19 protein-coding genes and 2 tRNA genes are annotated in these 20,407 nt (G+C 48.7%); 13 read left to right on the top strand and 8 right to left on the bottom strand.

The window, feature by feature from the left end; translation table 11 throughout:
- Window positions 1-29: 29 nt before the first annotated feature.
- The 3 genes from L0Y31_RS16180 to L0Y31_RS16170 all read left to right on the top strand — a co-directional run bounded on the left by L0Y31_RS16180 (window position 30) and on the right by L0Y31_RS16170 (window position 4,854).
- Complete coding sequence (locus L0Y31_RS16180; RefSeq protein ID WP_234734120.1) at window positions 30-2,426, top strand: FtsX-like permease family protein; 2,397 nt, start codon at window positions 30-32, stop codon at window positions 2,424-2,426.
- Window positions 2,427-2,644: 218 nt separating this feature from the next.
- A complete protein-coding gene (gene dapA / locus L0Y31_RS16175) occupies window positions 2,645-3,541 on the top strand; it encodes a 4-hydroxy-tetrahydrodipicolinate synthase (protein WP_234734119.1) in 897 nt (298 codons plus the stop codon).
- Window positions 3,542-3,696: 155 nt separating this feature from the next.
- Complete coding sequence (locus tag L0Y31_RS16170) at window positions 3,697-4,854, top strand: zinc-dependent alcohol dehydrogenase (protein WP_234734118.1); 1,158 nt, start codon at window positions 3,697-3,699, stop codon at window positions 4,852-4,854.
- Between the two features lie 77 nt (window positions 4,855-4,931).
- On the opposite strand, the gene L0Y31_RS16165 is transcribed toward L0Y31_RS16170, so the two are convergent.
- Window positions 4,932-5,126 carry a hypothetical protein gene (locus L0Y31_RS16165; protein WP_234734117.1) on the bottom strand — a complete coding sequence of 65 codons (195 nt, stop codon included), beginning with the start codon at window positions 5,124-5,126 and terminating at the stop codon, window positions 4,932-4,934.
- 203 nt (window positions 5,127-5,329) lie between these two features.
- Complete coding sequence (locus tag L0Y31_RS16160) at window positions 5,330-7,894, bottom strand: M14 metallopeptidase family protein (protein ID WP_234734116.1); 2,565 nt, start codon at window positions 7,892-7,894, stop codon at window positions 5,330-5,332.
- A 183-nt stretch (window positions 7,895-8,077) separates the two neighbouring features.
- Between L0Y31_RS16160 and L0Y31_RS16155 the strand changes: the two genes are divergently transcribed.
- A tRNA-Glu gene (locus tag L0Y31_RS16155) sits at window positions 8,078-8,152 on the top strand.
- Window positions 8,153-8,212: 60 nt separating this feature from the next.
- Window positions 8,213-8,287, top strand: a tRNA-Glu gene (locus L0Y31_RS16150).
- A 111-nt stretch (window positions 8,288-8,398) separates the two neighbouring features.
- Here L0Y31_RS16150 and L0Y31_RS16145 read toward each other — a convergent pair.
- On the bottom strand, window positions 8,399-8,938 hold the full coding sequence (locus L0Y31_RS16145; RefSeq protein ID WP_255773036.1) for an RNA polymerase sigma factor: 540 nt from the start codon (window positions 8,936-8,938) through the stop codon (window positions 8,399-8,401).
- A gap of 744 nt (window positions 8,939-9,682) precedes the next feature.
- Window positions 9,683-10,006: a hypothetical protein gene (locus tag L0Y31_RS16140; protein ID WP_234734114.1), complete on the bottom strand. Its 324-nt coding sequence runs from the start codon at window positions 10,004-10,006 to the stop codon at window positions 9,683-9,685.
- Between the two features lie 258 nt (window positions 10,007-10,264).
- Here L0Y31_RS16140 and L0Y31_RS16135 point away from each other — a divergent pair, with 258 nt between their 5' ends.
- Entirely contained in the window at window positions 10,265-10,684 is a 420-nt protein-coding gene (locus L0Y31_RS16135; RefSeq protein ID WP_234734113.1) for a sugar 3,4-ketoisomerase, read from the top strand.
- 25 nt (window positions 10,685-10,709) lie between these two features.
- On the opposite strand, the gene L0Y31_RS16130 is transcribed toward L0Y31_RS16135, so the two are convergent.
- Window positions 10,710-11,591: a DNA/RNA non-specific endonuclease gene (locus L0Y31_RS16130; protein ID WP_234734112.1), complete on the bottom strand. Its 882-nt coding sequence runs from the start codon at window positions 11,589-11,591 to the stop codon at window positions 10,710-10,712.
- 105 nt (window positions 11,592-11,696) lie between these two features.
- Entirely contained in the window at window positions 11,697-12,446 is a 750-nt protein-coding gene (locus tag L0Y31_RS16125; RefSeq protein WP_234734111.1) for an SDR family oxidoreductase, read from the bottom strand.
- Window positions 12,447-12,553: 107 nt separating this feature from the next.
- On the opposite strand from L0Y31_RS16125, the gene L0Y31_RS16120 reads away from it, so the two are divergent.
- Genes L0Y31_RS16120 through L0Y31_RS16110 form a run of 3 tightly spaced genes read left to right on the top strand, consistent with a single transcriptional unit; the run spans window position 12,554 to window position 15,309 of the window.
- Window positions 12,554-13,471, top strand: a complete 918-nt coding sequence (locus L0Y31_RS16120) for a histone deacetylase family protein (protein ID WP_234734110.1) — start codon at window positions 12,554-12,556, stop codon at window positions 13,469-13,471.
- Window positions 13,472-13,523: 52 nt separating this feature from the next.
- Window positions 13,524-14,021: a hypothetical protein gene (locus L0Y31_RS16115; protein ID WP_234734109.1), complete on the top strand. Its 498-nt coding sequence runs from the start codon at window positions 13,524-13,526 to the stop codon at window positions 14,019-14,021.
- Window positions 14,022-14,040: 19 nt separating this feature from the next.
- Window positions 14,041-15,309: a hydantoinase/oxoprolinase family protein gene (locus L0Y31_RS16110; RefSeq protein WP_234734108.1), complete on the top strand. Its 1,269-nt coding sequence runs from the start codon at window positions 14,041-14,043 to the stop codon at window positions 15,307-15,309.
- An 18-nt stretch (window positions 15,310-15,327) separates the two neighbouring features.
- Here the strand turns inward: L0Y31_RS16110 and L0Y31_RS16105 are convergent, their stop codons facing one another.
- Both L0Y31_RS16105 and L0Y31_RS16100 read right to left on the bottom strand, forming a co-directional pair.
- Window positions 15,328-16,266, bottom strand: coding sequence for a transglutaminase domain-containing protein (locus L0Y31_RS16105; RefSeq protein WP_234734107.1), 939 nt, complete (start codon window positions 16,264-16,266; stop codon window positions 15,328-15,330).
- Between the two features lie 92 nt (window positions 16,267-16,358).
- Window positions 16,359-17,429 carry a zinc-binding metallopeptidase family protein gene (locus tag L0Y31_RS16100; RefSeq protein WP_234734106.1) on the bottom strand — a complete coding sequence of 357 codons (1,071 nt, stop codon included), beginning with the start codon at window positions 17,427-17,429 and terminating at the stop codon, window positions 16,359-16,361.
- 210 nt (window positions 17,430-17,639) lie between these two features.
- On the opposite strand from L0Y31_RS16100, the gene L0Y31_RS16095 reads away from it, so the two are divergent.
- The 4 genes from L0Y31_RS16095 to L0Y31_RS16080 all read left to right on the top strand — a co-directional run bounded on the left by L0Y31_RS16095 (window position 17,640) and on the right by L0Y31_RS16080 (window position 20,380).
- Entirely contained in the window at window positions 17,640-18,281 is a 642-nt protein-coding gene (locus tag L0Y31_RS16095; protein WP_234734105.1) for a PD-(D/E)XK nuclease-like domain-containing protein, read from the top strand.
- A 79-nt stretch (window positions 18,282-18,360) separates the two neighbouring features.
- Window positions 18,361-18,924, top strand: a complete 564-nt coding sequence (locus tag L0Y31_RS16090; RefSeq protein ID WP_234734104.1) for a DinB family protein — start codon at window positions 18,361-18,363, stop codon at window positions 18,922-18,924.
- Window positions 18,925-19,009: 85 nt separating this feature from the next.
- A complete protein-coding gene (locus tag L0Y31_RS16085) occupies window positions 19,010-19,432 on the top strand; it encodes an EVE domain-containing protein (protein ID WP_234734103.1) in 423 nt (140 codons plus the stop codon).
- 60 nt (window positions 19,433-19,492) lie between these two features.
- Entirely contained in the window at window positions 19,493-20,380 is an 888-nt protein-coding gene (locus tag L0Y31_RS16080; RefSeq protein ID WP_234734102.1) for a class I SAM-dependent methyltransferase, read from the top strand.
- Window positions 20,381-20,407 lie beyond the last annotated feature (27 nt).

Below are 20,407 nucleotides of genomic sequence, written 5' to 3'. Positions count from 1 at the left end.
AATAAACCTAACCCGTAAACAACAAACTGATGATACGCAATTATGTAAAAACCGCTTTTCGTTCGCTGCTAAAAGACAAAACCTATGCAGTACTGAATATCGTAGGGCTAGCTTTGGGACTAGCGTGCGGCTTGCTGATTTACCTATTCGTCCAGTTTCACTGGCAGACGGATGTGTTTCATGCAAACGCGAATCGCATTTATCGGGTCGTGCTGGATATACATTCGAAAGATGGCAGTGTAGAGCACGAACCGGGCGTATCCATTGCCGTTCCCGATGCGTTGCAAAATCATTTTGCGGCCATTGAAAACACCGCATCGCTGATGTATTTGAAAGAACCCACGCTCCAGATTCAGCGGTCGGGGGGCGAGCCTGAACGTTTTATCGAGCGGGCCGGAGTCGCTTACGCCTCGGCGGGCTTGCTGGAAATGTTTGATTATCAGTTTGTAAAAGGCAATCCGGCAACGGCTCTGCGCGAACCCGGCAGCGTGGTTCTGACGGAGCGGCAAGCCCAGAAATACTTTGGAAGTGAGGAGGTATTAGGGAAAATAATTCGGATTAATAACGCGGCGGATTTAACCGTAACGGGCTTGATCCGAAGCTTTCCGGCGAACAGCGATCTAAAAGCCGAAGTGTTGGTGTCGCTGCCAACGCTTAAAACGCTGAATCCCAAGTATGAAATGCAGAACTTAACCTGGATTGGCGGCGCTCGCTCGGTATTTGTGCAGTTGCCCGAACAGGTTAATCGTCAAGTGATAGAAGCGTACTTGCCCCAGTTTGTCGATAAATACCTGGGAAAACAGAACTTCAGCCACTGGCATTTTCATTTGCAACCGCTCCGGGACATGCATTTTGACGAACGGTATGGGGGCGAAATTAGAAAGCCGCTGCTGTGGGCGTTGAGTCTGGTTGGCTTTTTCCTGATCGGGATTGCCTGCATTAATTTCATTAACCTCTCGACAGCCCAGGCTTTGCGGCGGGCCAAGGAAGTGGGCGTACGGAAAGCGTTGGGCGGCGCTAAAAGTCAGATTTTCTGGCAGTTCATTACTGAGGCGGCCTGTTTGGTGCTGCTTGCCACGCTGATCGCCATTCCGGTGATTATGCAGGTGCTGCCCCTGCTGAACGGGTGGATGAACAGTGCTTTGACGCTAAACCTTACCGATCCTGAACTACTGCTTTTTCTGCTCACTCTGGTTGCTGTTGTAATCTTGGTAGCGGGTAGTTACCCCGCGCTTTTGCTAGCTCGGTTTTCTCCGCTTTTGGCCATGAAAAGCAAAATTTCGGGACAAAAACTGGGTGGCTTTTCGGTGCGAAAAATATTGGTGGTGGCTCAATTCAGCGTTTCGCAGGCGTTTATCATTGGTGCCATTGTGGTGATGACGCAGATGAATTATTTCCAGAAAGCAGACATGGGGTTTGATCAGGACGCCATTGTACGGGTACGCATTCCGGGCGGTGATGGAGGTAAACGCGCGCCTTTTCGGGAAGAGTTGCTGCAAAATCCATCGGTTCAGACGGTTAGCTTTCACGCCCTTCCACCAGCAGATAATACCAACAACAGTGGGTATGTAAAATTTAATCAACGCGCTGAATTCGAGCCCTTTCTGGTTCAGGACCGTTGGGGTGATGCGCAGTATCTGGCTTTGTATGGATTACAACTGGCCGCCGGTCGGAATTTTGTAGAGCGGGATTCGACAACCGAATTTATTGTCAACGAAGAATTTGTGAAAAGCCTCGGGGTACATCGTCTGGAAGATGTGCTGGGCAAACGTCTGCAAAGCGACAACACGGGGCAGGAGGGAACCATTGTGGGTGTCGTGCGTAATTTTCACCAGAAGTCCCTCCAGAATCCGATTGAGCCCTGCGTCATTTATTCTTCCCCCCAACTCCATAACCAGGCAGGCATTCGGTTAAGTACTACGCATATGGCGGCGAGCCTGGAAAGCATTCAGAGTGCGCTCAAAAAAACGTTTCCCGATACGGCCTTTACGTATGAGTTTGTGAATGAGCGCATTGCCAAGCTCTACGAGAAAGAACAAACGCTCTGGCAGCTCACCCGACTTTTTACGCTAATTGCGACCATCATTTGTTGTTTGGGACTTTTTGGACTGGTGCGTTTTATGGCAGCGCAGAAGACAAAAGAAATTGGCGTGCGGAAAGTGCTTGGTGCAAGAAATGAGGACATTTTGTGGCTTTTTGGAAAGGAATTTTTGGGACTTGTGGCACTTTCTTTTCTCATCGTGGCTCCAATATCCGGCTGGTTCATGAGTAGCTGGCTGCAAGGGTTTGCGTACCGAATCTCGTTGAGCTGGTGGGTTTTTGCGCTAACGGGTTTACTTGCTCTGGTTTTGGTGCTGATCACTGTTGGTTTCCAATCGTGGCGGGCGGCAACGGCCAATCCGGTAAAAAGCCTGAGTCGGGAATAACCAATAAAACTTTTTACCAAATAGCAACAAGTTTTAACTAGTACTAAAATTTAGTCTGAGAAGCTCCTAGAAGTTAAAAGCATACAAAAACGCCGTATTCCTGCTTAAAGAGTGAAAGTTGGCGTTGTCGAGCGGCCAACTAAAGGAAGAATTTGCGGAGTTCCCACCGAAAACCCGTACCTTTGTCGCTTCATAGCCAATATTTTATTCCTATATCAATGGATACGCGTTTCCATGGCGTTGGGGTTGCCATTGTTACCCCGTTTAATAACGACTTAAGCATTGATTTTGACGGCTTTGGTCGCGTTGTGCAGCATATATCGGATGGTGGTGTAAACTACATCGTGTTGCAAGGTACCACCGGTGAATCGCCAACGGTTACAAAGACAGAAAAGAAGCAGCTTCTCCAATACCTCAAGGAACATAATTCAAAAAATTTGCCCATCGTGTATGGCGTTGGCGGAAACGTTACCCCCGACGTGGTGGCCACTATCAAGGACACTGATTTCGAAGGCGTAGACGCTATTTTATCGGTTTGCCCTTATTACAACAAACCCGGTAAAAAAGGTGTAATTGAGCATTTTACGCGCATTGCCGATGCGAGTCCCGTGCCGGTTATTCTGTATAATATTCCGCCTCGGACGGGCATCAATATGTCGCCCGAAACCATCTGCACACTGGCGGAACATCCCAATATCATTGGCGTGAAAGAAGCGTCCTGCGTGATTGAGCAATGCATGGAGATTGCGCGGGATAAGCCAGACGATTTTCTACTGATTTCGGGCGATGATGTACAGGCAGTACCCATCATCAGTATTGGTGGTGTTGGCGTTATGTCGGTCATTGCCAATGCATTCCCTACTCGCTTTACGGGCATGGTTAACGCTGCGCTACAAGGTGATTTCCGCTTCGCGCAGAAAGAACTGGGGCACTTCCTCCGCATCGACCCGCTGCTGTATGAAGAAGGAAATCCGGTAGGTGTGAAGAAAATTCTGGAAATTTTAGGGTTTATTTCTTCCAACGTCCGTTTACCGCTTTACCCAGGTTCAGATGATTTAGGGGAGCGCATGAAAGTGGTTTTGCAACAGGATAACCTGGTTGAGTTGGTGGCCTGATTTACATAGATAATTTCGAAAAGCGGCGGCGGGTTAAACCTGTTGCCGCTTTTTTGTTGGCCGGTTGTGCGGATTATCGAACCAACTTTTCCTGAGACAGTTAAACCCTTGGACCGGAGACCCCGGAAAAACAAGAATCTTATTCACGCTAACCAATGAAAGCAGCCGTATTTCACAAAATTGGTGACATCTCCGTTGATACGGTCGATGACCCGAAGATAGAACAAGCCCGTGATGCGTTGATTCGCGTAACCTCCACGGCGATTTGTGGCTCTGATCTGCACATCTACGATGGGTTCTTTCCCCAGTTGAAAGACCAGGTGATGGGCCATGAGTTTATGGGAATTATTGAGGAAGTAGGGCCCGGGGTGACGAATCTGAAAAAAGGTGATCGGGTTGTCGTTCCCTTCCCGATCGCTTGCGGAAGTTGTTTTTTCTGTACGCATGGTCTACAGCCCCATTGCGAAAATTCCAATCCAGACCATTACGGCCCGGAAGGTGACCTGGTATCGGGACGGGGAGGCGCTTTGTTTGGTTACACTGATCTGTACGGCGGCTATCCGGGTGGACAGGCCGAGTACGTGCGGGTTCCGTTTGCGGATTACAGCCTGCGGAAAGTACCCGAGATACTAACCGATGAGCAGGTTTTATTCCTAACCGATATTTTTCCAACGGGTTGGTCGGCCATCGACTGGGCGAATGTGAAAGGCGGCGAAACCGTGGCCATTTTTGGTTCCGGGCCGGTTGGACTCATGGCGCAGAAAGCGGCCTGGATTCGCGGTGCGAGTCGGGTTATTGCCATTGATCCGTTGAATTACCGGCTTGCCCGGGCTAAACAGGTCAATAAAGTGGAGACACTCAATCCGCACGAAGTAGACGTTGTAGAAGCAATTTATGCCATGACGGGCGGACGGGGCGCTGATGTTTGTGTCGATGCGGTGGGCGTCGAAGCAGAACGTACCATTCTGGACAAAATGAAAGCGGTCATTAATCTGGAAAAAGGCTCGATTAAGGCAATGGAGTTGTGTTTCCGGGCAGTCCGGCGGGGAGGGGTTGTGACGGTAGTAGGCGCTTACGGATCGCCCTACGACAACTTTCCCATTCACCGGTTGTTCGACAAGGGGCTTTCTCTCCGATTTGGACAGGCTCCGGTGCAAAATTATATTGATGAGCTGTTAGGCTTGATTGAGGGAGGAAAAGTAGTGCTGGATGACATTATCTCGCATACACTGCCACTTTCGGAGGCATCGCGGGCATACGAAATGTTCAAACACAAAGAAGATGACTGCGTAAAAGTGGTTTTGAAACCCTGATAAGCGGCATTCGATGAGTTCGTACACCAGCGACTGAGTATAGACTTGGCTACTGGTGTACGGACTTTATATACAGGCTAGGTACGGCGGCCACCTCCCCCGAAGAATCGGGAAATAACCCAGATAACCAGTACAATACCTCCTACAACCAGAAGTACGCCCGCCCAAACACCTGCTTTAAAAATATCTCCGATTACTTCGCAACTTGTCATGGACAAGAGGAATACAAATGCCCAGGTATAGAGCAGTGTTCGCATTAGTTGAGCTTTCATGTGTTTTTATTTGATGGACAAATGAATGATAATGATCGTGAATAGGTGGTATACATCGCTATTGTGATCCGTTGTTCATATAACAGTTACTTGTTTGGATTGTTCTGACATTCTAGTCAATGCCTGTTGAAGTAGAAAAGGGCAAAAAAAGAGAGCCAGCCCCATCAGACTGACTCTCCAACTATCAAAAGAACCTGGTTCGCTTAGTTACCAACCAGGAAAACCGCATTGCCAAATAAGAGTTTTCCGTTATACCAGAAGCCCCGGAACAGTGGATCGTCCATCAGATAAACGATGCTGCCCCGGCCCATTTCCTGCACGGCGTGAATCGGTGTATTGCGAAGTTTATCCTTCGCGTTTTTGCCTACAAAACCGGATACATAATTGTTTGCTCGCAAGTAGCCAACGTTCCAGCCATCTTTCAAAAAGTCATAGTCATACGAGCTCTGTACCAGCGAATAGTAACCATTGGTATAACCAAAAGCCAGCGGATGCGATTTGTCGAGATCAATCCGGTAAATACTGCCCGGCGTTTCGTCTGAGATAGCCTCCCGCTCTCTGGAGCCGTATACTTTCAGAGAATCCATCTGGGCTTCTTTCTGGGCCTTTTCTTTGGCACCCGCTTTGTCTTTGCTTTCTTTTTTCTTTAGGCTGAAATCAGGTTTGTCGGCAAAGAAACTAGTAGCACGGTCCATGGCGATGAGTTTTCCGCCGCCGCGAATCCAGTCTTTCAGGTCGTTCAGGTTGCGGTCGTTGAGGATGCGGGCATAACCATACCCCTGCGGCAAAATCAGCACATCTACTTTGCTAAGATTCGCTACAGAAAACGCATTGGCATCCATCAAAGTGATCGGATAATTTAACTCCTGATCAAAGTAATGCCAAACTTCGCCCGCTGCCGTTGGTACAATGCCTTCGCCAACCAATACGGCAACGTGGGGAGCTTTTAGAGAAAATACACTACCAGAACCAAAATCAGCGCCTTCGCTAACGAAACCCGTGGCTGCCGGAATCAGTTGAACCCCCTGTCGGGTCGCTTCCTGCTGAAGAATCTGGTTAAATCGATTCCCTAGGCGCTCATTACCCGCTTTGGTGACAATTAGTGTTCCGGCCTCAAACGTTTCATTACCCTGCTTGAAGGTGCGTTCGGCTACCCGCACCCGAATTTTGTTTTTCAGAAGCGTAGCAAGAAACGCGACATCCTGCGCGGCTTTCCAGCGAACCAGATAAGCGTATGGTTGGGTGGGGGCGGTGGTTGCAGTAGCAGTAGAAGTCTGCCGGGCAGCGTAGGTCTGCGGTGTCAGGCGATCTTTTAGGCCGTAGGCTCGTAAGCCGTACGCGTAGGGAATCGCCCAGGAGGTGATGTCGTACGTAACGGAATCTTCCAGGGTCGATTTAGGTTCAAACAGGATTTTAAGTAAGGTCGATTTAGGCTGATAAGCACTGATGACCAAATCATAATTATCAACCGTTACGGACTCGTTCTTCTGGGATAAATAAGCAAAACCCTGCGTTTTTACGGACTTTCCGGCAATGCCATAGCGAATCTGATTATTGTCCAGCAGTTTGCGTAATGCGTCAACCCGACCGTTGTCGTTTTGGGTTTTAATCACGTAGGTTTTGAAGTCACCCGTGGGTGTTTTCTGCGACTTATCGAAGTAATTGGTATATTCCTTAACTACTTGATCGGCCTTGTCGGATACCGATTCCAGAGTAGCAAAACTGGCTGCGACGTGGTGATCAATTCGCTCCCGAAGCGTTAACGTATCGTTATCTCGTTTTTGGAAAGCCAGACCGGCCCGGCCCCCGCCGCCCTGTTCGAAGGTCATGCCAATCGCTCCGTTGTAAGTTGGCCAGGTATCGCCATAGCTAGGGTAAAACAAATCGAAGTTTTCCCGCGTAAAGTAAAGCCAGCCATTCCGGTCGAAATAACGGGTGTTATATTGCCCGATAACCTGCTGAAATTCGCGCTGCCAGGTAGAGATGTCTTCGTGATACGGCTTGGCGGAAGGCGCAAAATAATAGGGGCTTTCTGGACCCATCTCGTGGAAATCACCGTGCAGATGAGGCATCCACTGCTGATAGAGTGCCATTCGTTGCTGCGTGATTTCCTGTGTTTGCCAGGCCCAGTCGCGGTTGGGGTCAAAAATGTAGTGCGTATACCGTCCACCTGGCCAGGGCTCGCTGTGTTCCCGGGCGAAGGGGGTAGGGTCAGGCTGGCTGCCGACCATCTGGTTATACCAGCTCACGTACCGGTTATGACCGTCGGGATTCAGGCAGGGATCCAGAATAACCACCGTGTTATTGAGAATTTTTTTGGAGACGGCCGGCATTTCGCCCGTACCCAAGTCGTTCAAGAGGCCATGCAAAACCAGCATGAAGGCATCGGTACTAACCGCTTCGTTTCCGTGTACATTGTAGCTCAGCCACGCAATTGGGGGCTGGTTGCCGTTTGTAGGCTGGCCACTTGCCAGACCAATGCGTTTGAGATTATTGGTTCGAATTTCTTCCAGACGGGCCATGTTCTGCTCCGAAGCAACTACAACCACCATGAGGTCACGCCCTTCATGCGTTTTTCCATAGGGAAGAATTTTTACTCGGTTTGGAAACTGGCGGGCCACTTGTTCGGCGTAGGAGATCACTCGGTGCTGGGGCGTAAAGCGCTTTCCAACGGTATAGCCTAAAAATTGATCGGGATGTTGTAAAGTAGACTGAGCAAACCCGGATACGCTACCTAGCAAGCTCAGTGCTAATAAAAATTTTTTCATTAAGAAAAGTTGGCAAGTGATTGACGATGAAGCATCAAAATTAAGCGCTAAGCCGAAAATACCGCTTTGAAACGAATAGAAATTCATTTTTTGTGTTTTCCGCTTGCATTACACAAATTTCCACGTACCTTTGCACCACGATTTCAGAAAGCGGTTGCCCGCAAGAAGAAAGAGAATAGAGAAGGCCGATTCGTCTAGCGGTTAGGACGGGACCCTTTCACGGTTCAAACAGGGGTTCGATTCCCCTATCGGTCACCAGGCAGTCATTTGGAAATAGAAGTATTTCTGGTACTGCTGAATAGTAAAGTCATCCAGTAAGGCCGATTCGTCTAGCGGTTAGGACGGGACCCTTTCACGGTTCAAACAGGGGTTCGATTCCCCTATCGGTCACCAAGCATCCCCAGTAGCCCACTGGGGATTTTTTTATGCATGAAAGTTACGATTCGATTGAAGAATCGAGTGGGCATGCTTCAAAGAAGAGTAGTGGGAAAGAACTGAAGAACCTCAAGGATTCTCCAGTTCATCGATTAATTTCTTCAGTTTGGTACGGCTCCGGCTCAGCCGCATCTTTACGGCACTAATACCTAGCCCTAACATCTGGCTAATTTCTTCAATACCTAATCCCTGTTCGTAGCGCAGTAGCAGAATATCGCGGTCGGTGTCGGGAAGTTGTTCCAGAATTTCTTTTACCTGTTGCCATTGCTCATCTGGAGAGATCACATCCGGCGATTCATTATGGGGGAGGTTTGCCCAGGTTTGTGGTTCCAGACGAACGGAAGGAAGCCTATTCTGAAGCTCGTCGACAACGTGGTGGTGGGTAATCGCGTAAAGCCAGGTAGAAAAGCGAGATCTCCCTTTGAATCGATCAATATTGCGGTGGACTTTCATGAAAACGTCCTGGGTCAGGTCTTCTGCCTGTTCAGGGTTGGTCGTCATGGATAAACATTTCCTGTAAACTTTGTTTACGTACCGGTTATAAAGAGTTTCAAAGAAGACGGGATCATGTGAGGTCCGTACGCCTTGTACTAAATCCTCATCACTCATTTTTCCGGCTGTCGAACGGCGATCATTAGGCTGGGAGGCCATACTTACATGGATAAATGGTTATGTTTTGTTCTATCTTATTAGCAAGTGCATTTTTACTGTTGTTCGTTGTTCTGGTTGTTGTTTACGCTGTAAAGTAACGTTAAATTTAATTAACGACACAAGGAGACGCAGAAATAATTATCAAAAGGAAATGTCTGTTATTGCTCGCTGTGTTGTCTGTTATAATACTCGCTTATCGATTGATTTGTTGGCCTTTTTCGTAAAAAAATTCAATAATCAAAAGATATACTTAGGTTTTAATACTTAAGTAATTTGAATAATAAATTCACAAAAAAATAAGTAGTTGATTTTTGCCTAACCCATCAAGAAATGGCCCAAAATTGAAGAATAATTAAATTATTTAAAGATATTGTTGGGTAATTGCAATAATTAATAAGAATATTCGCGAAAAAGGAGATTGCAGAAAATCGGATTAAAGAAGATGGTTTCTAAAAGTTACTGATTAATAACCTTTTGACTAAATTTTAGCGTGATAGCCGAAAAGTTTCTAATCCAAAAAGCTCAAAAAAAATAGTCAATTTTTGCCGCCTTCCTCTAAAAAAATGAACACAGCAACGCATTAAAATAGACCCGTGCTTTAATAAGCCGAAAATTGTCTGAGAAAACAGGAGTCTTTAGGGGGAAACCACCCGATTAGGTGCAGTATCAGAAGGAGATAAAGAACAAGCATTTCATAAAGCACTACTGCTTTGATTTATCAAGCGCGAGTTTGACCCGTTCGGCCAGTTGTTCCATGACGGTTGTGTGAAGTTCAATTTGATCCATCCGTCCCTGAGAATCTTTGAGGCCCTGGGATCCATTGGAAGCCTCGTCCCGAAGTTGGTTAAGCGTAGAAACCAGTAGTTGCTGGAGGCGAGTCAGGTTGTTAATTTTACTTGTATCCTCCCGGCGGAAATCGGAATAATGCTGGTCGAGCAATTCTAATTCATCAGTAAGCAGAATGTAGTACTCCTGGAGCTTAGCAACGGCATTACGCCAGGCAAGCTCTGCGGGAGTAATCAACATGTCCTTTGTTTCATTAATGAGTTGCTTACTAGGTTGCATCTAAAATGCCATGTAAAGTTGTATCCGTAAAAATACATAAGTAAATGGAGTTGTCAATGTTTGATCAGATATAGTTATTTATATCTTGTTTTTATACTCTGGTTTTCAGGGAAAAGTAACTTTACGGAGAAATTATTACATAAAATAGAAGTAGGTAATTTGCCTATTCGCGTTTATTCTTTGTAATTTCTAGCTTAGTATCCCAAAGAAAATCTGCTTATGGCTGTATTGCTACAACTTGCTCCTGATTTTTGGGAGGTGGGTGACCTTACTTTTTTGGAGCCCTGGGTACCTGGAAGTATACAACGGGTTTTCTACATCTATGGCGCTGGTGACATCCAGCGCGCAGGGCATGGGCATTACGAGACCTTTCACGCCGTTGTTTGTCTACGGGGGAGTTGCCGGATTGGCATTGCCAACGGATTTCAGGAAATAGAATATTCACTTCATTCTCCGCAGCAATGCCTGGTTCTTCGGCCTGAAGACTGGCATTTTGTCGATTCTTTTTCGGAAGATGCGATTATGATTGTCTTGTCTAATACGACCTACAGCGCGGCCGATTACTTCGTAGAAAAGCCTGTATTGCAAGTGAAAGCGTCGGAGATCTGCCTAAGCTCTACCAATGAGTTAGCCGTTTGAAAAGTAAGTACTATTGCTCAAAAACTTAGTTCACAGTAATAACGTCTGCCGAAGCCTCGATTATGCGCTGAATATCTACGGGAACAGCTGAAAAGAAATCCGTAGATGTGCGGCTTTCAATTTGATCAACGGACGTCCGAAAGTTGGTCCAGGAGGTATTCCCTGATGCATTGTTATTCGGAATCCAGACTGCAATCGTACGGGCTGCCGCGCTGACTCGTTTAAGATCCTGCGTACCAACAGGAAGGACAAGCACTACTTTCCATAACGCCTGGGGCACTGCAATTTTTCCTTTGGCAATTGATTGGGCCGTTCCCTGGTCGCCCGTGCCCCCCTGGCCGGAGCCGCCTGCGTAAATGTAAAGCTCATACCCGTCATTGAGTAATTTGCGGCAGTAGTTTTCAAAACCCGCCCAGGGACCCCGCACCACGGCTGGCGCAGCCGGAAGAACATTCGTCATCAGATAGGTTGGTGCAAGGTCAGCAGCCAGGCTATCGCGGTCGGAAGGCGGACAAAGCATCAGCCGCTCAAAACCGTTATTGGTGTAATCCGTAGGTAGAACGCTCGGCCAGCCACTGGGAAGGGCCGGATCGGCGGCCAGGGTTCCGTTCAGCAAATGATGTCCTTTCCAGGCTTTCGACAAATGCCAGGCTACCCAGTTTGGCGTTCCTGTACTCTTGTTGTAAGAAAGAACAAGGCTGCTTTTCTTCATCAAATAATTGCGTTCACTGCTGGGGTCAGTGCTGGCATTGGTTGGATTGCCCAGCGCCAAGACATCATCCCGACTCGGAAGGAGCGAATCTGGCGTATCGGGAATGCCGGTGGGGTCAACCTGCGTGCGTTTGCAAGCACCAAAGAAGCTAATTACCAACAAAGTCAGAACGAAAGTACGGTGGGCATTTTTCATGGATAGATTGGCATAGAAGTTACATTTCCCTAACGACAGGGGCTGTTGCAAAGTATATCCCGAAATCCGGCTGTTCTCATTTAAGTTTCTATTTTGATAAAGTGGTTACTCTTCGTAAATCATTTTTCGCGTCATTCCACCATCAACGACGAAATTCTGGCCGGTTATAAACGAGTTTTCGTCAGCGAGCAGGAAAAGGATCATGCGGGCAATATCGTCGGCCTGTCCAACGCGCCCGGCAGGGTGTTGCTGGTGATCTTTTGGGCGTAATTTTTCTGGTTCAGGATTGCCTGCTTTCTGGGCTGAAACGTCGATCCAGCCGGGGCTAATGCAGTTGGCGCGTACGTCCGGCCCCAGGCTAACGGCCAGGGCGTGCGTCAAGGCAAGCAGGCCACCTTTAGAAGCGGAATAGGCAAACGTGTCTGGCTCCGATTGAAAAGCCCGCGTGGAAGAAATATTGATGATGCTGCCTCGATTTCTGGCGAGTTCCGAAGCGGTTAGTTTAGCGCCCAGAAAAGCCCCCGTCAGGTTAATGCCGATGCTTTTGTTCCAGTCGTCAAGCGTAAACTGGTCAATGGGTTTCCGAACCATAATTCCGGCATTGTTGATCAGGTGATTGACCTGGCCAAATTGCTTCAGCGTTAATTTCAGGGCATTTTGAACCGAATTTTCGTCGGCAATATCGCATTCGATAAGGGCAACCTGGTCGGTATTGGTTGTCAGAAACGTGCGCATTTCGTCGAGGGCTGCCGAATCCGAATCCCAAACGGAAACCTGGTAGCCGTGCGTGAGCAGATAATTGGTTGTTACGCGCCCAATCCCCTGAGCGCCACCGGTAATGATTACAGTTTGCATAATTGTGTGCGTAGAAGCTGAAAAAGATGGAACATCGACGCGAATGTTTTGTTAGGTTTTTAGTTCATCCACTCAAGCACTAGGATCGAAAATCCTTTTTATTGTGCATGCTTAAAATTGCCTTTGACCCCATTTACAAGCATCCTTTACCCGATGGCCCTAACGGAGAGCCCCATCGGTTTCCCATGATCAAATACGAGCTGATTCCCGAGCAGTTGCTCTACGAAGGAACCTGCACGCCCGCCAACTTTTTCAGCCCTGCGCCGGTAGAGGATCGTTGGGTTTTAGGGGTACATACCGCCGACTATGTGCATCAGCTTAAAACCTTGACTGCCTCGCCTCGAATGATGCGAAAAGTGGGCTTTCCCCTGTCGGAGGGGCTGGTTCAGCGCGAGTGGATCATCACCCAGGGCACCATCGATTGCAGCTTGCTGGCGATGCAGCACGGGGTTGCGCTGAATGTGGCGGGCGGGACCCATCACGCTTATTCCGATCGGGGAGAAGGTTTTTGCCTGCTGAATGATGTAGCCGTTGCGTCGTATTACCTGCTGGAAAATAAATTGGTCCGGAAGATCATGATTGTGGATCTGGACGTACACCAAGGCAATGGCACCGCCGTTATTTTTCAGGACGAGCCGAGGGTGTTTACATTTAGTATGCACGGGAAAGACAACTACCCACTGCACAAAGAGCACTCGGATTTAGACGTCGAAATACCGACTGGTACGACTGATTCTGTTTACCTGGAAACCTTGTATGAAACACTGCCCCGTCTGTTGAAAGAGCAAAAGCCCGATTTTCTGTTTTATATTTCCGGCGTTGATATTTTGGAAACCGATAAACTAGGCAAGTTGAAAGTGTCTATGGAAGGTTGTAAACAGCGTGATCAGTTTGTATTTGAGCAAGCGAAACAACATGGGCTACCCATTGCGGTATCGATGGGCGGGGGGTATTCTACCCGCATTGCCGACATTGTGGAAGCGCATTGCAACACATACCGTCTGGCAGAACAGCTTTTTTTCTAATAAACATTTTGGGAGATAATCGATTGATCATAAACGATCTTCCTGCTTACTTATGAAAACTTCCTTTTTTCTGGCAAGCCTGTTTTTATGGGCCACTATTACGCAAGCGCAAACACCTGAAACACAGCGTCGCCTGCGCCGCGTCGAAACCCGTACCACCACAACTGCGCTTTATAAACAGCGAGACACGGTGGTCGCCATGCTTAAAAACAGAATGGCCCTGCTGAACCGGGACAGTGCTTTGCTACCCGGAATTTCGACAGATTTTAACCGATATTTTGCCGATAGCGCTAAAATCATTAACAACGGCACGGCGCTATCGCCCGCTGACTACCAACGAATAGCGAGTGCGGTAAAAGCCCAGAATTATAAGTTGAAAAACCTGCGTATTGAGGAAAAAAAGGCGACAGCCACGGAGCAGTATGAGTATGCCGAAACAGTTCCGGCGGGTAGTACCGCAAACCGAAAAACGGTTACGCTTAACTCTGACCTGAGCATGGCTTCTGATAGCAGCTGGCGCATTACTCAAATGCGCGTTACCACCAAATAAACATTATCGATAGGCCACTATGAGCCGCTACCATTTTAGCATTGATTGGGGAGAAACATTTACTGATTTTGTATTAGTTAATGAAGAAGGACAGCTTTCCATCAAAAAAGTGGCCGCTACCTTTCGGGATTCTACCGCTACCCTAACGGAAGAAATCACTCATTTTCTGGAACAGTACAGCATCGCGATGGCGGATATTGAAGCCGTAGTGATGGGCTTGAATGTCCAAATTCCTGCCGAAGAGGCGCTGGAATGCCTGCAACACCTCCATGAGCAATTGCAAGAGCTGGGTTGGCCGTTTCCCATGCAGTTTGTTACCAACGACGGCGAAATCGTTGACCTGGAAGGGGCGCTCAAAGACATCAAGCGAATCATAAAACCCGGTCGGGTAGGTTGCCTAGCGGTCGGTAAGTTCTATGGCTCGCTGGTCAACGAAAAGAAACTGATTCTTCTGAAAATGGGGGGCTCCTACACGCACCTTACGTTGCTGGATGGCGAAACCCAAATGCGCACGCTGGGCGTTGGGGGCAACAATTTTGTGGGCGTTGATGTAGATGGCTCGCTAGCCGTGATGATGGAGCATGCCGACCACGAGACCGGTCCCGCCTGCTTCGGACGGGGCGGCTCGCGACCAACCCTAACTGACGTGGACCTGATTCTGGGCTTTCTCAACAAAAGCTATTTTCTGAATGGCCGCATTCGGCTGGATATTGACGCGGCGCGGCAAGCCATGGAAGAACACATTGGCAAGCCGCTGGGCATGAAGGTAGAAGAAGCAGCCATGCGCCTAAGCCAGGGAATTGATCGGTACGTTGCTAAGAACATTCGGAAGTTAGTCTCTGATCGGGCCTTTGACTGGTCGGCTTATGGTCTGGTGGCTTTCGGCGGCGCTGGCCCCGTACACGCGCTGGATATTGCCAGCCAGCTAGGCGTCCAGAAAGTAATTATTCCGGGGGCGGCGGGCGTTTCGACGGCTTTGGGGTATTTACTGATCTATTTCGATAAAACGTCAAAGAAAGAAGTCATCAACACGCTGCAACGCTCCAATCCGGCAACGCGTTCCAATGATCAGGATTTTGTGGCTTTGAAGGGCTATCGGTCGGTGTATTACGAAGAAGACCTGACCCCTTGTTCGTGTCCTATTTACGACCGGGCTCGCATTCAACCCGACGACCGGCTGTCTGGACCAGGCATCATCGAAGAACCCGATACAACCATTGTCATTCGCGAAAAAAGTTACGTTCAGATGGACCAGTACCGGAATTTACTGGTTGAAATGCGGGCGTAGAGCCTTTACCGTCAATCGTTACAAACTATTGACGGTAAAGGACGCGATGCATTCATAATGCTTGGAACGACTTTGCGTAACCGGAGCCGCAAAAACGCGCAACGTGCCGCGCCCCTGAGCGGAGACGTTCAGACGAATCAGGTGCAGATCATCCGTGCGGGTAACCGAAATAGGAATATCGACACCTTTGGTTTGACCAAATCGGCTAATTGTGCAGAGGTAGTCAATCGCATTCGGGTTCTGAAACGTCAATTGCGTCTGACGATTGATCGTAATCTGGCCATTTTTGGGAAAATCGGGGCTGTAACCCATGGCAAAATAAGGGGCGTACAGCTTGGGAAAGCGATCAAATTCGGGCTTACTGACGGGCTGGGCAAGAAGCTGCCAACGCGGATCGGTCGGGAAATGCTGCGAAACAAACTGATCGGGAGGCGTCAGAAAATAAAAATCATTGCTGGATTGGCCTTCTTCAGCCGTTGACACGGCCCAGGCCAAATCAAGGAGGTACCATTCGTTATCAATGCGTACGGCATTCCATTCGTGATCAACCACGGCAACGGGTAAGCCCGACTCCTTGTCATCCGTTCGCGCATAGCCGCGGATGCTGGCTGCATCGACGCCTGCTCGTTTAAGTAAATACTTGAATAAGAGTGCGTAACCAGTGCAAAGCCCTTTGCGCTTTTGCAGGACCCGGGTCGCGTATTCTTTCTCGGAATAATATTTTTGGCGGTAAGCGCTGTTGGCAGCCGCTAGGTCATATTGAATATGGGAAACCATCCAGGCGTAAATAACCCGAACTTTATCCATATCCGTCCGGGCGGGAGCGGTCAGGTAATCAGACAAGGTATTGATGCTTCGGGCATACGAATCCGGCGTGGTTCGGGCGTAGGCATCAATGCGGCTGTACTCATCGTTAGTACGTCCTTCCGGGCGCATTCCGACGGTTGAAATCAGCACAAGTACGAGGGTGAAAAATCGGCGGCACATAGTCGTAAACACTCGACCATAAAACTGAAATAAAAGCCGATTTATTGCTTACTGCCTGTATTTTATACCACGCGTGCTTCGTAACACACCCGATGGATGAAGCTAAGTTTCTGCATGACGAGGGGAGGAATAACAAACGGATACAAGTCCGAATGCCCCATGCTGCGGTTCAGGCTGTTCATGGCAAAACACAGGGGTAACCACAAGCTGATGAGCATCTCGAAATTTTCGGGATCATAAGGGTCAATCTTAACCTCTGAGCTCAAAATGGTCCGTTCTTCAATAATTCGGGGATGAACGCTCAAGCCAAAGTCGTAGGCCGTTTCGAGGGTGTCCAGGATGTGCATGTAGTGCGCCCAGGTTTCCGCCCAGTCTTCCCAGGGGTGCGCACTGGCGTAGGCACTGATAAAATGCTGATTCCAGCCTCTAGCTGGCCCTTTTCGGTAATGCTGTTTCAGCGCCTCGGCGTAATTTTGCCGCTCGTCCCCAAACAATTCCCGACAGGCAGTCAAATGGTCGGAATGGTCAATGAGCTGATCCCAGTAATAATGTCCTACCTCGTGGCGGAAGTGCCCCAGTACGGTGCGATAAGGTTCGTCCATGGCCCGACGAGCCATTTCCCGCTCAATATCGTCCGCTTCGGCAATGTTAATGGTTATCAAACCTCGGCTATGACCGGTCAGGATGCGGGGCGAATGTCCGGGATTTTCGTCGGCCAGAAAATCAAACGAGAGCCCTTTGTCGGGATCGGTGGTTTTACTCACCAAAGGCAGTTTCATGCGCCTTAAGGTGTAAACCAGCCGGTGTTTTGCGACTTCGATAACGCGCCAGCGTTGCAGGTATTCCGCCTTGCTTAGGTTCGGAATGGTGCGGTTTAGCGTGCAGGCTTTACAATAGGGCGTCTGGCTGCCATCGGCAACCAGCCAGTTGCAGACACCGTATTGATGATTGGCGCAGTAGCGGTAAAGAAAGGGACCTTGGTTGTAGATGCGAAACGTATCCGGTCCTGCTACCTCAAGCGGGAGCAACTGCAATTGCTGGGACACGAAGCCCAACGGATACTTGCACCGCTCGCAAAAACCATTCTCGAAAAAGAGCAGTTGTCCGCAGTGCGTGCATTTGAAGAGTTTCATAGAAAGGTTCAGGAGTAACTCGGCTTTAAGCAGATGATAACCCCTAAAAAGTGTGTTCTATTTAACGATTAACGAGTAAAATAGTTCCGGTTTTCTTGCTCGTGGAACAAAAGGAAAGGTAGACTTGGATTGCAATTTAGTTGGGAGATCGGTCGCAAACTGCGTAACTTTAGGGCTCTGTAAGCAACAGTTACTTGTCTGATTTTTTGAATGACTGAGCACCAATATCGTTCGCATCCAGCCTACGCTAATTCTGATTTAACGGAGTTATTAAATCTGCATACGTTTAAGCCCCTTCGGAAAGCATCGCCCAAAATTATGCAGTACGGGACGACCTTTCACCAGCTTTTGCTAGAGCCGCACCGGCCAGTCAACTGGCAGTTGCACACGGCAACGGAAGGCAAAAACCTGCGGGCACTGGCTGAGTCGGTGCGTGAGCGAACCACGGATTTATTGACGGATCTGACCGTCGAAAAGCCCCTTTTCTGGGAATGCACGCTAACAGGCTTACCCCTCAAGGCAAAGCCCGACGGGGTGCGCCCCGGTTTAATTGTGGATGTAAAAACAACTTCCTCAAGGTCCAGCGAGGAGTTTTTTCATAAATTTCAGTTCTATGGCTACGACCGGCAGGCTGCCTTTTACTTCCTAGCCGAACCTACCGCCGAAACCTTTCTGTTTTTGGGCGTGCAAAAGTCCAAGCCGCACAACGTTTATGAGATGTGGTTTAAAAAGAATGATCCATTTATTGAAACGGGAACCCGAAAGATTGAGCGACTGCTAAAATTAGCGCATCAGGAGAGCCAGCGGGTGGAAGGCTGGCGCCCGTCGTCGTGGCAGAGAACCAATCAGTAGAGATACAGTAAATATTTTTAAGAATCTCACGCGAGCTTTGTAGTTTTGGTTTCGTATTACTGTTTATAAGCAGATTTCTATGGTACAAAATGATGAATTAATCCGCATCATCGATCTATTGAATACAACCTACGAGGGAGAAGAGGCATGGCATGGTCCTTCGCTGGTAGAAGCCATTCGGGGCGTAACTCCAGATATGGCTGGCCGACGGATTACGCCCAACACGCACTCCATCGCCGAATTGGTGTTTCACATAACTAGCTGGCGGATTTTCTGCGTCAAAAAGATGCAGGGCGATAAAGATTTTGACATCAAATCGCCGGAGAAAAATTTCGGTTCATTTCAGCAGATTGACGACTTCGAATGGGAAGCCCTGCAAATGGAATTAAGCCTTAGTCAGGAAGAATTAGTTAACGAGCTGGATAAACGCGACGACGACGAGTTTCTGGAAGACATCGTGCCAGGCCGGGATTATACGTATTACGACATGCTGCACGGCCTGATCAACCACGATACGTATCACAGCGGACAAATCTCGATTCTTAAAAAAGCCCTGTTTTACAAAGGCGTTGACCGTCATTCCGACGAGGACGATGAGTACGGCTCTCGCTACGGCAGTAGCCTGGGTTTGGATGATTATTGATGTAAATGCAGAATGCGTGAATGATAGCGTGAGCAAATTTAGTGGGCTGCGCTAGGATTCACGCATTCAAATTTCTTTTATTGGATTGAATCACTGGCTTGTAAAATCAGAACCAGACGCCTATTCCTGGAATAAATTTGTGCAGGAAGGCAAAGCCGTTTGGGATGGCGTCCGCAATTACCAGGCGCGTAACAACCTGATGGCCATGAAAACAGGCGATCAGGTATTGTTTTACCATAGTGTTATAGGAAAAGAAGTAGTAGGCGTCGCTAAAGTGTGCCGGGAAGCCTACCCGGACCCAACGGCGGGTGCAAACTCAGGTACAGCGCCAACACCTTGGGTCGTGGTAGAGCTGGAACCCCTTATGCCTTTGCCGCGACCGGTAACACTGGCTCAGCTAAAAGCGGAACCTTTGCTGGCCAATCTGGCGTTGCTTCGGCAATCGCGCTTGTCGGTCATGCCCATTCGTCCCGACGAATTTGAATGCATTCTGGCGTTAGGCTGTTAATATCGTTTCCGAGTTGAGCCTTCACAGAACGGCTCGAATCCACCAAAAAATCTACGTTCATTGCAACTACTAACTCCGGCCCCCTGGCCTGAATACGAATTAATTGATACCGGCGGCTTCGAAAAGCTAGAACGTTTCGGACCGTATATTCTGAGTCGTCCGGAGCCCCAGGCGATCTGGGAAAAATCATTGCCGGATGAAGAATGGCAACGACGGGCTAAGGCCGTTTTTAAGCGCGATAAAGGCTCACAGGAAAAAGGAGAGTGGCTGACTAAGCCCGACATGAACGACCGCTGGTTTGTTCCGTACCGCCGTGAAAACCTTGAGTTGTCTTTTAAACTGTCGCTGTCTTCGTTTAAGCACGTTGGTATTTTTCCGGAACAGGCGGTTAACTGGCCGTATATTCACCAAAAAGTAAAGGCATTGCCGATGCAGACGGAGCGGCCCCGAGTGCTCAATCTGTTTGCGTATACCGGAGCAGCCTCTCTGGCGGCTCGGCAGGCGGGTGCCGACGTAACCCACGTTGACTCCGTTCGGCAGGTCATTTCCTGGTCGCGGGAGAACATGGAAGCCAGCGGACTGGATAATATTCGTTGGGTAATAGAGGATGCCATGAAGTTTGTGCGACGGGAAGCCCGGCGGGGAAACACCTACCACGGGATTATTCTGGATCCTCCCGCCTATGGACGCGGACCCGATGGAGAGAAATGGCTTCTGGAAGAGCACCTGAATGAATTGCTGAAGCTTTGCGCGGACCTACTCGAAAAAGAGCATTACTTTCTGATTATCAATTTATATTCGCTGGGTTTTTCGGCCCTTATTGTCGAGAATCTGATGCTTTCCCACTTCGGGAAACGTCCCAGCACAGAGTACGGCGAACTCTATCTGCCCGATTCCTTCGGGAAAAGATTACCGTTGGGGGTATTCTATCGGTTTTCTTCGGTATAGACCGTATATTTGAGCGGTTTTTAAAAG

Origin of the sequence: Tellurirhabdus bombi (genome assembly GCF_021484805.1) — a bacterium.
GTDB lineage: Bacteria > Bacteroidota > Bacteroidia > Cytophagales > Spirosomataceae > Tellurirhabdus > Tellurirhabdus bombi.
Note: the sequence above shows the minus strand (reverse complement) of the source record. Positions and strands in the feature narration are given on the sequence as shown.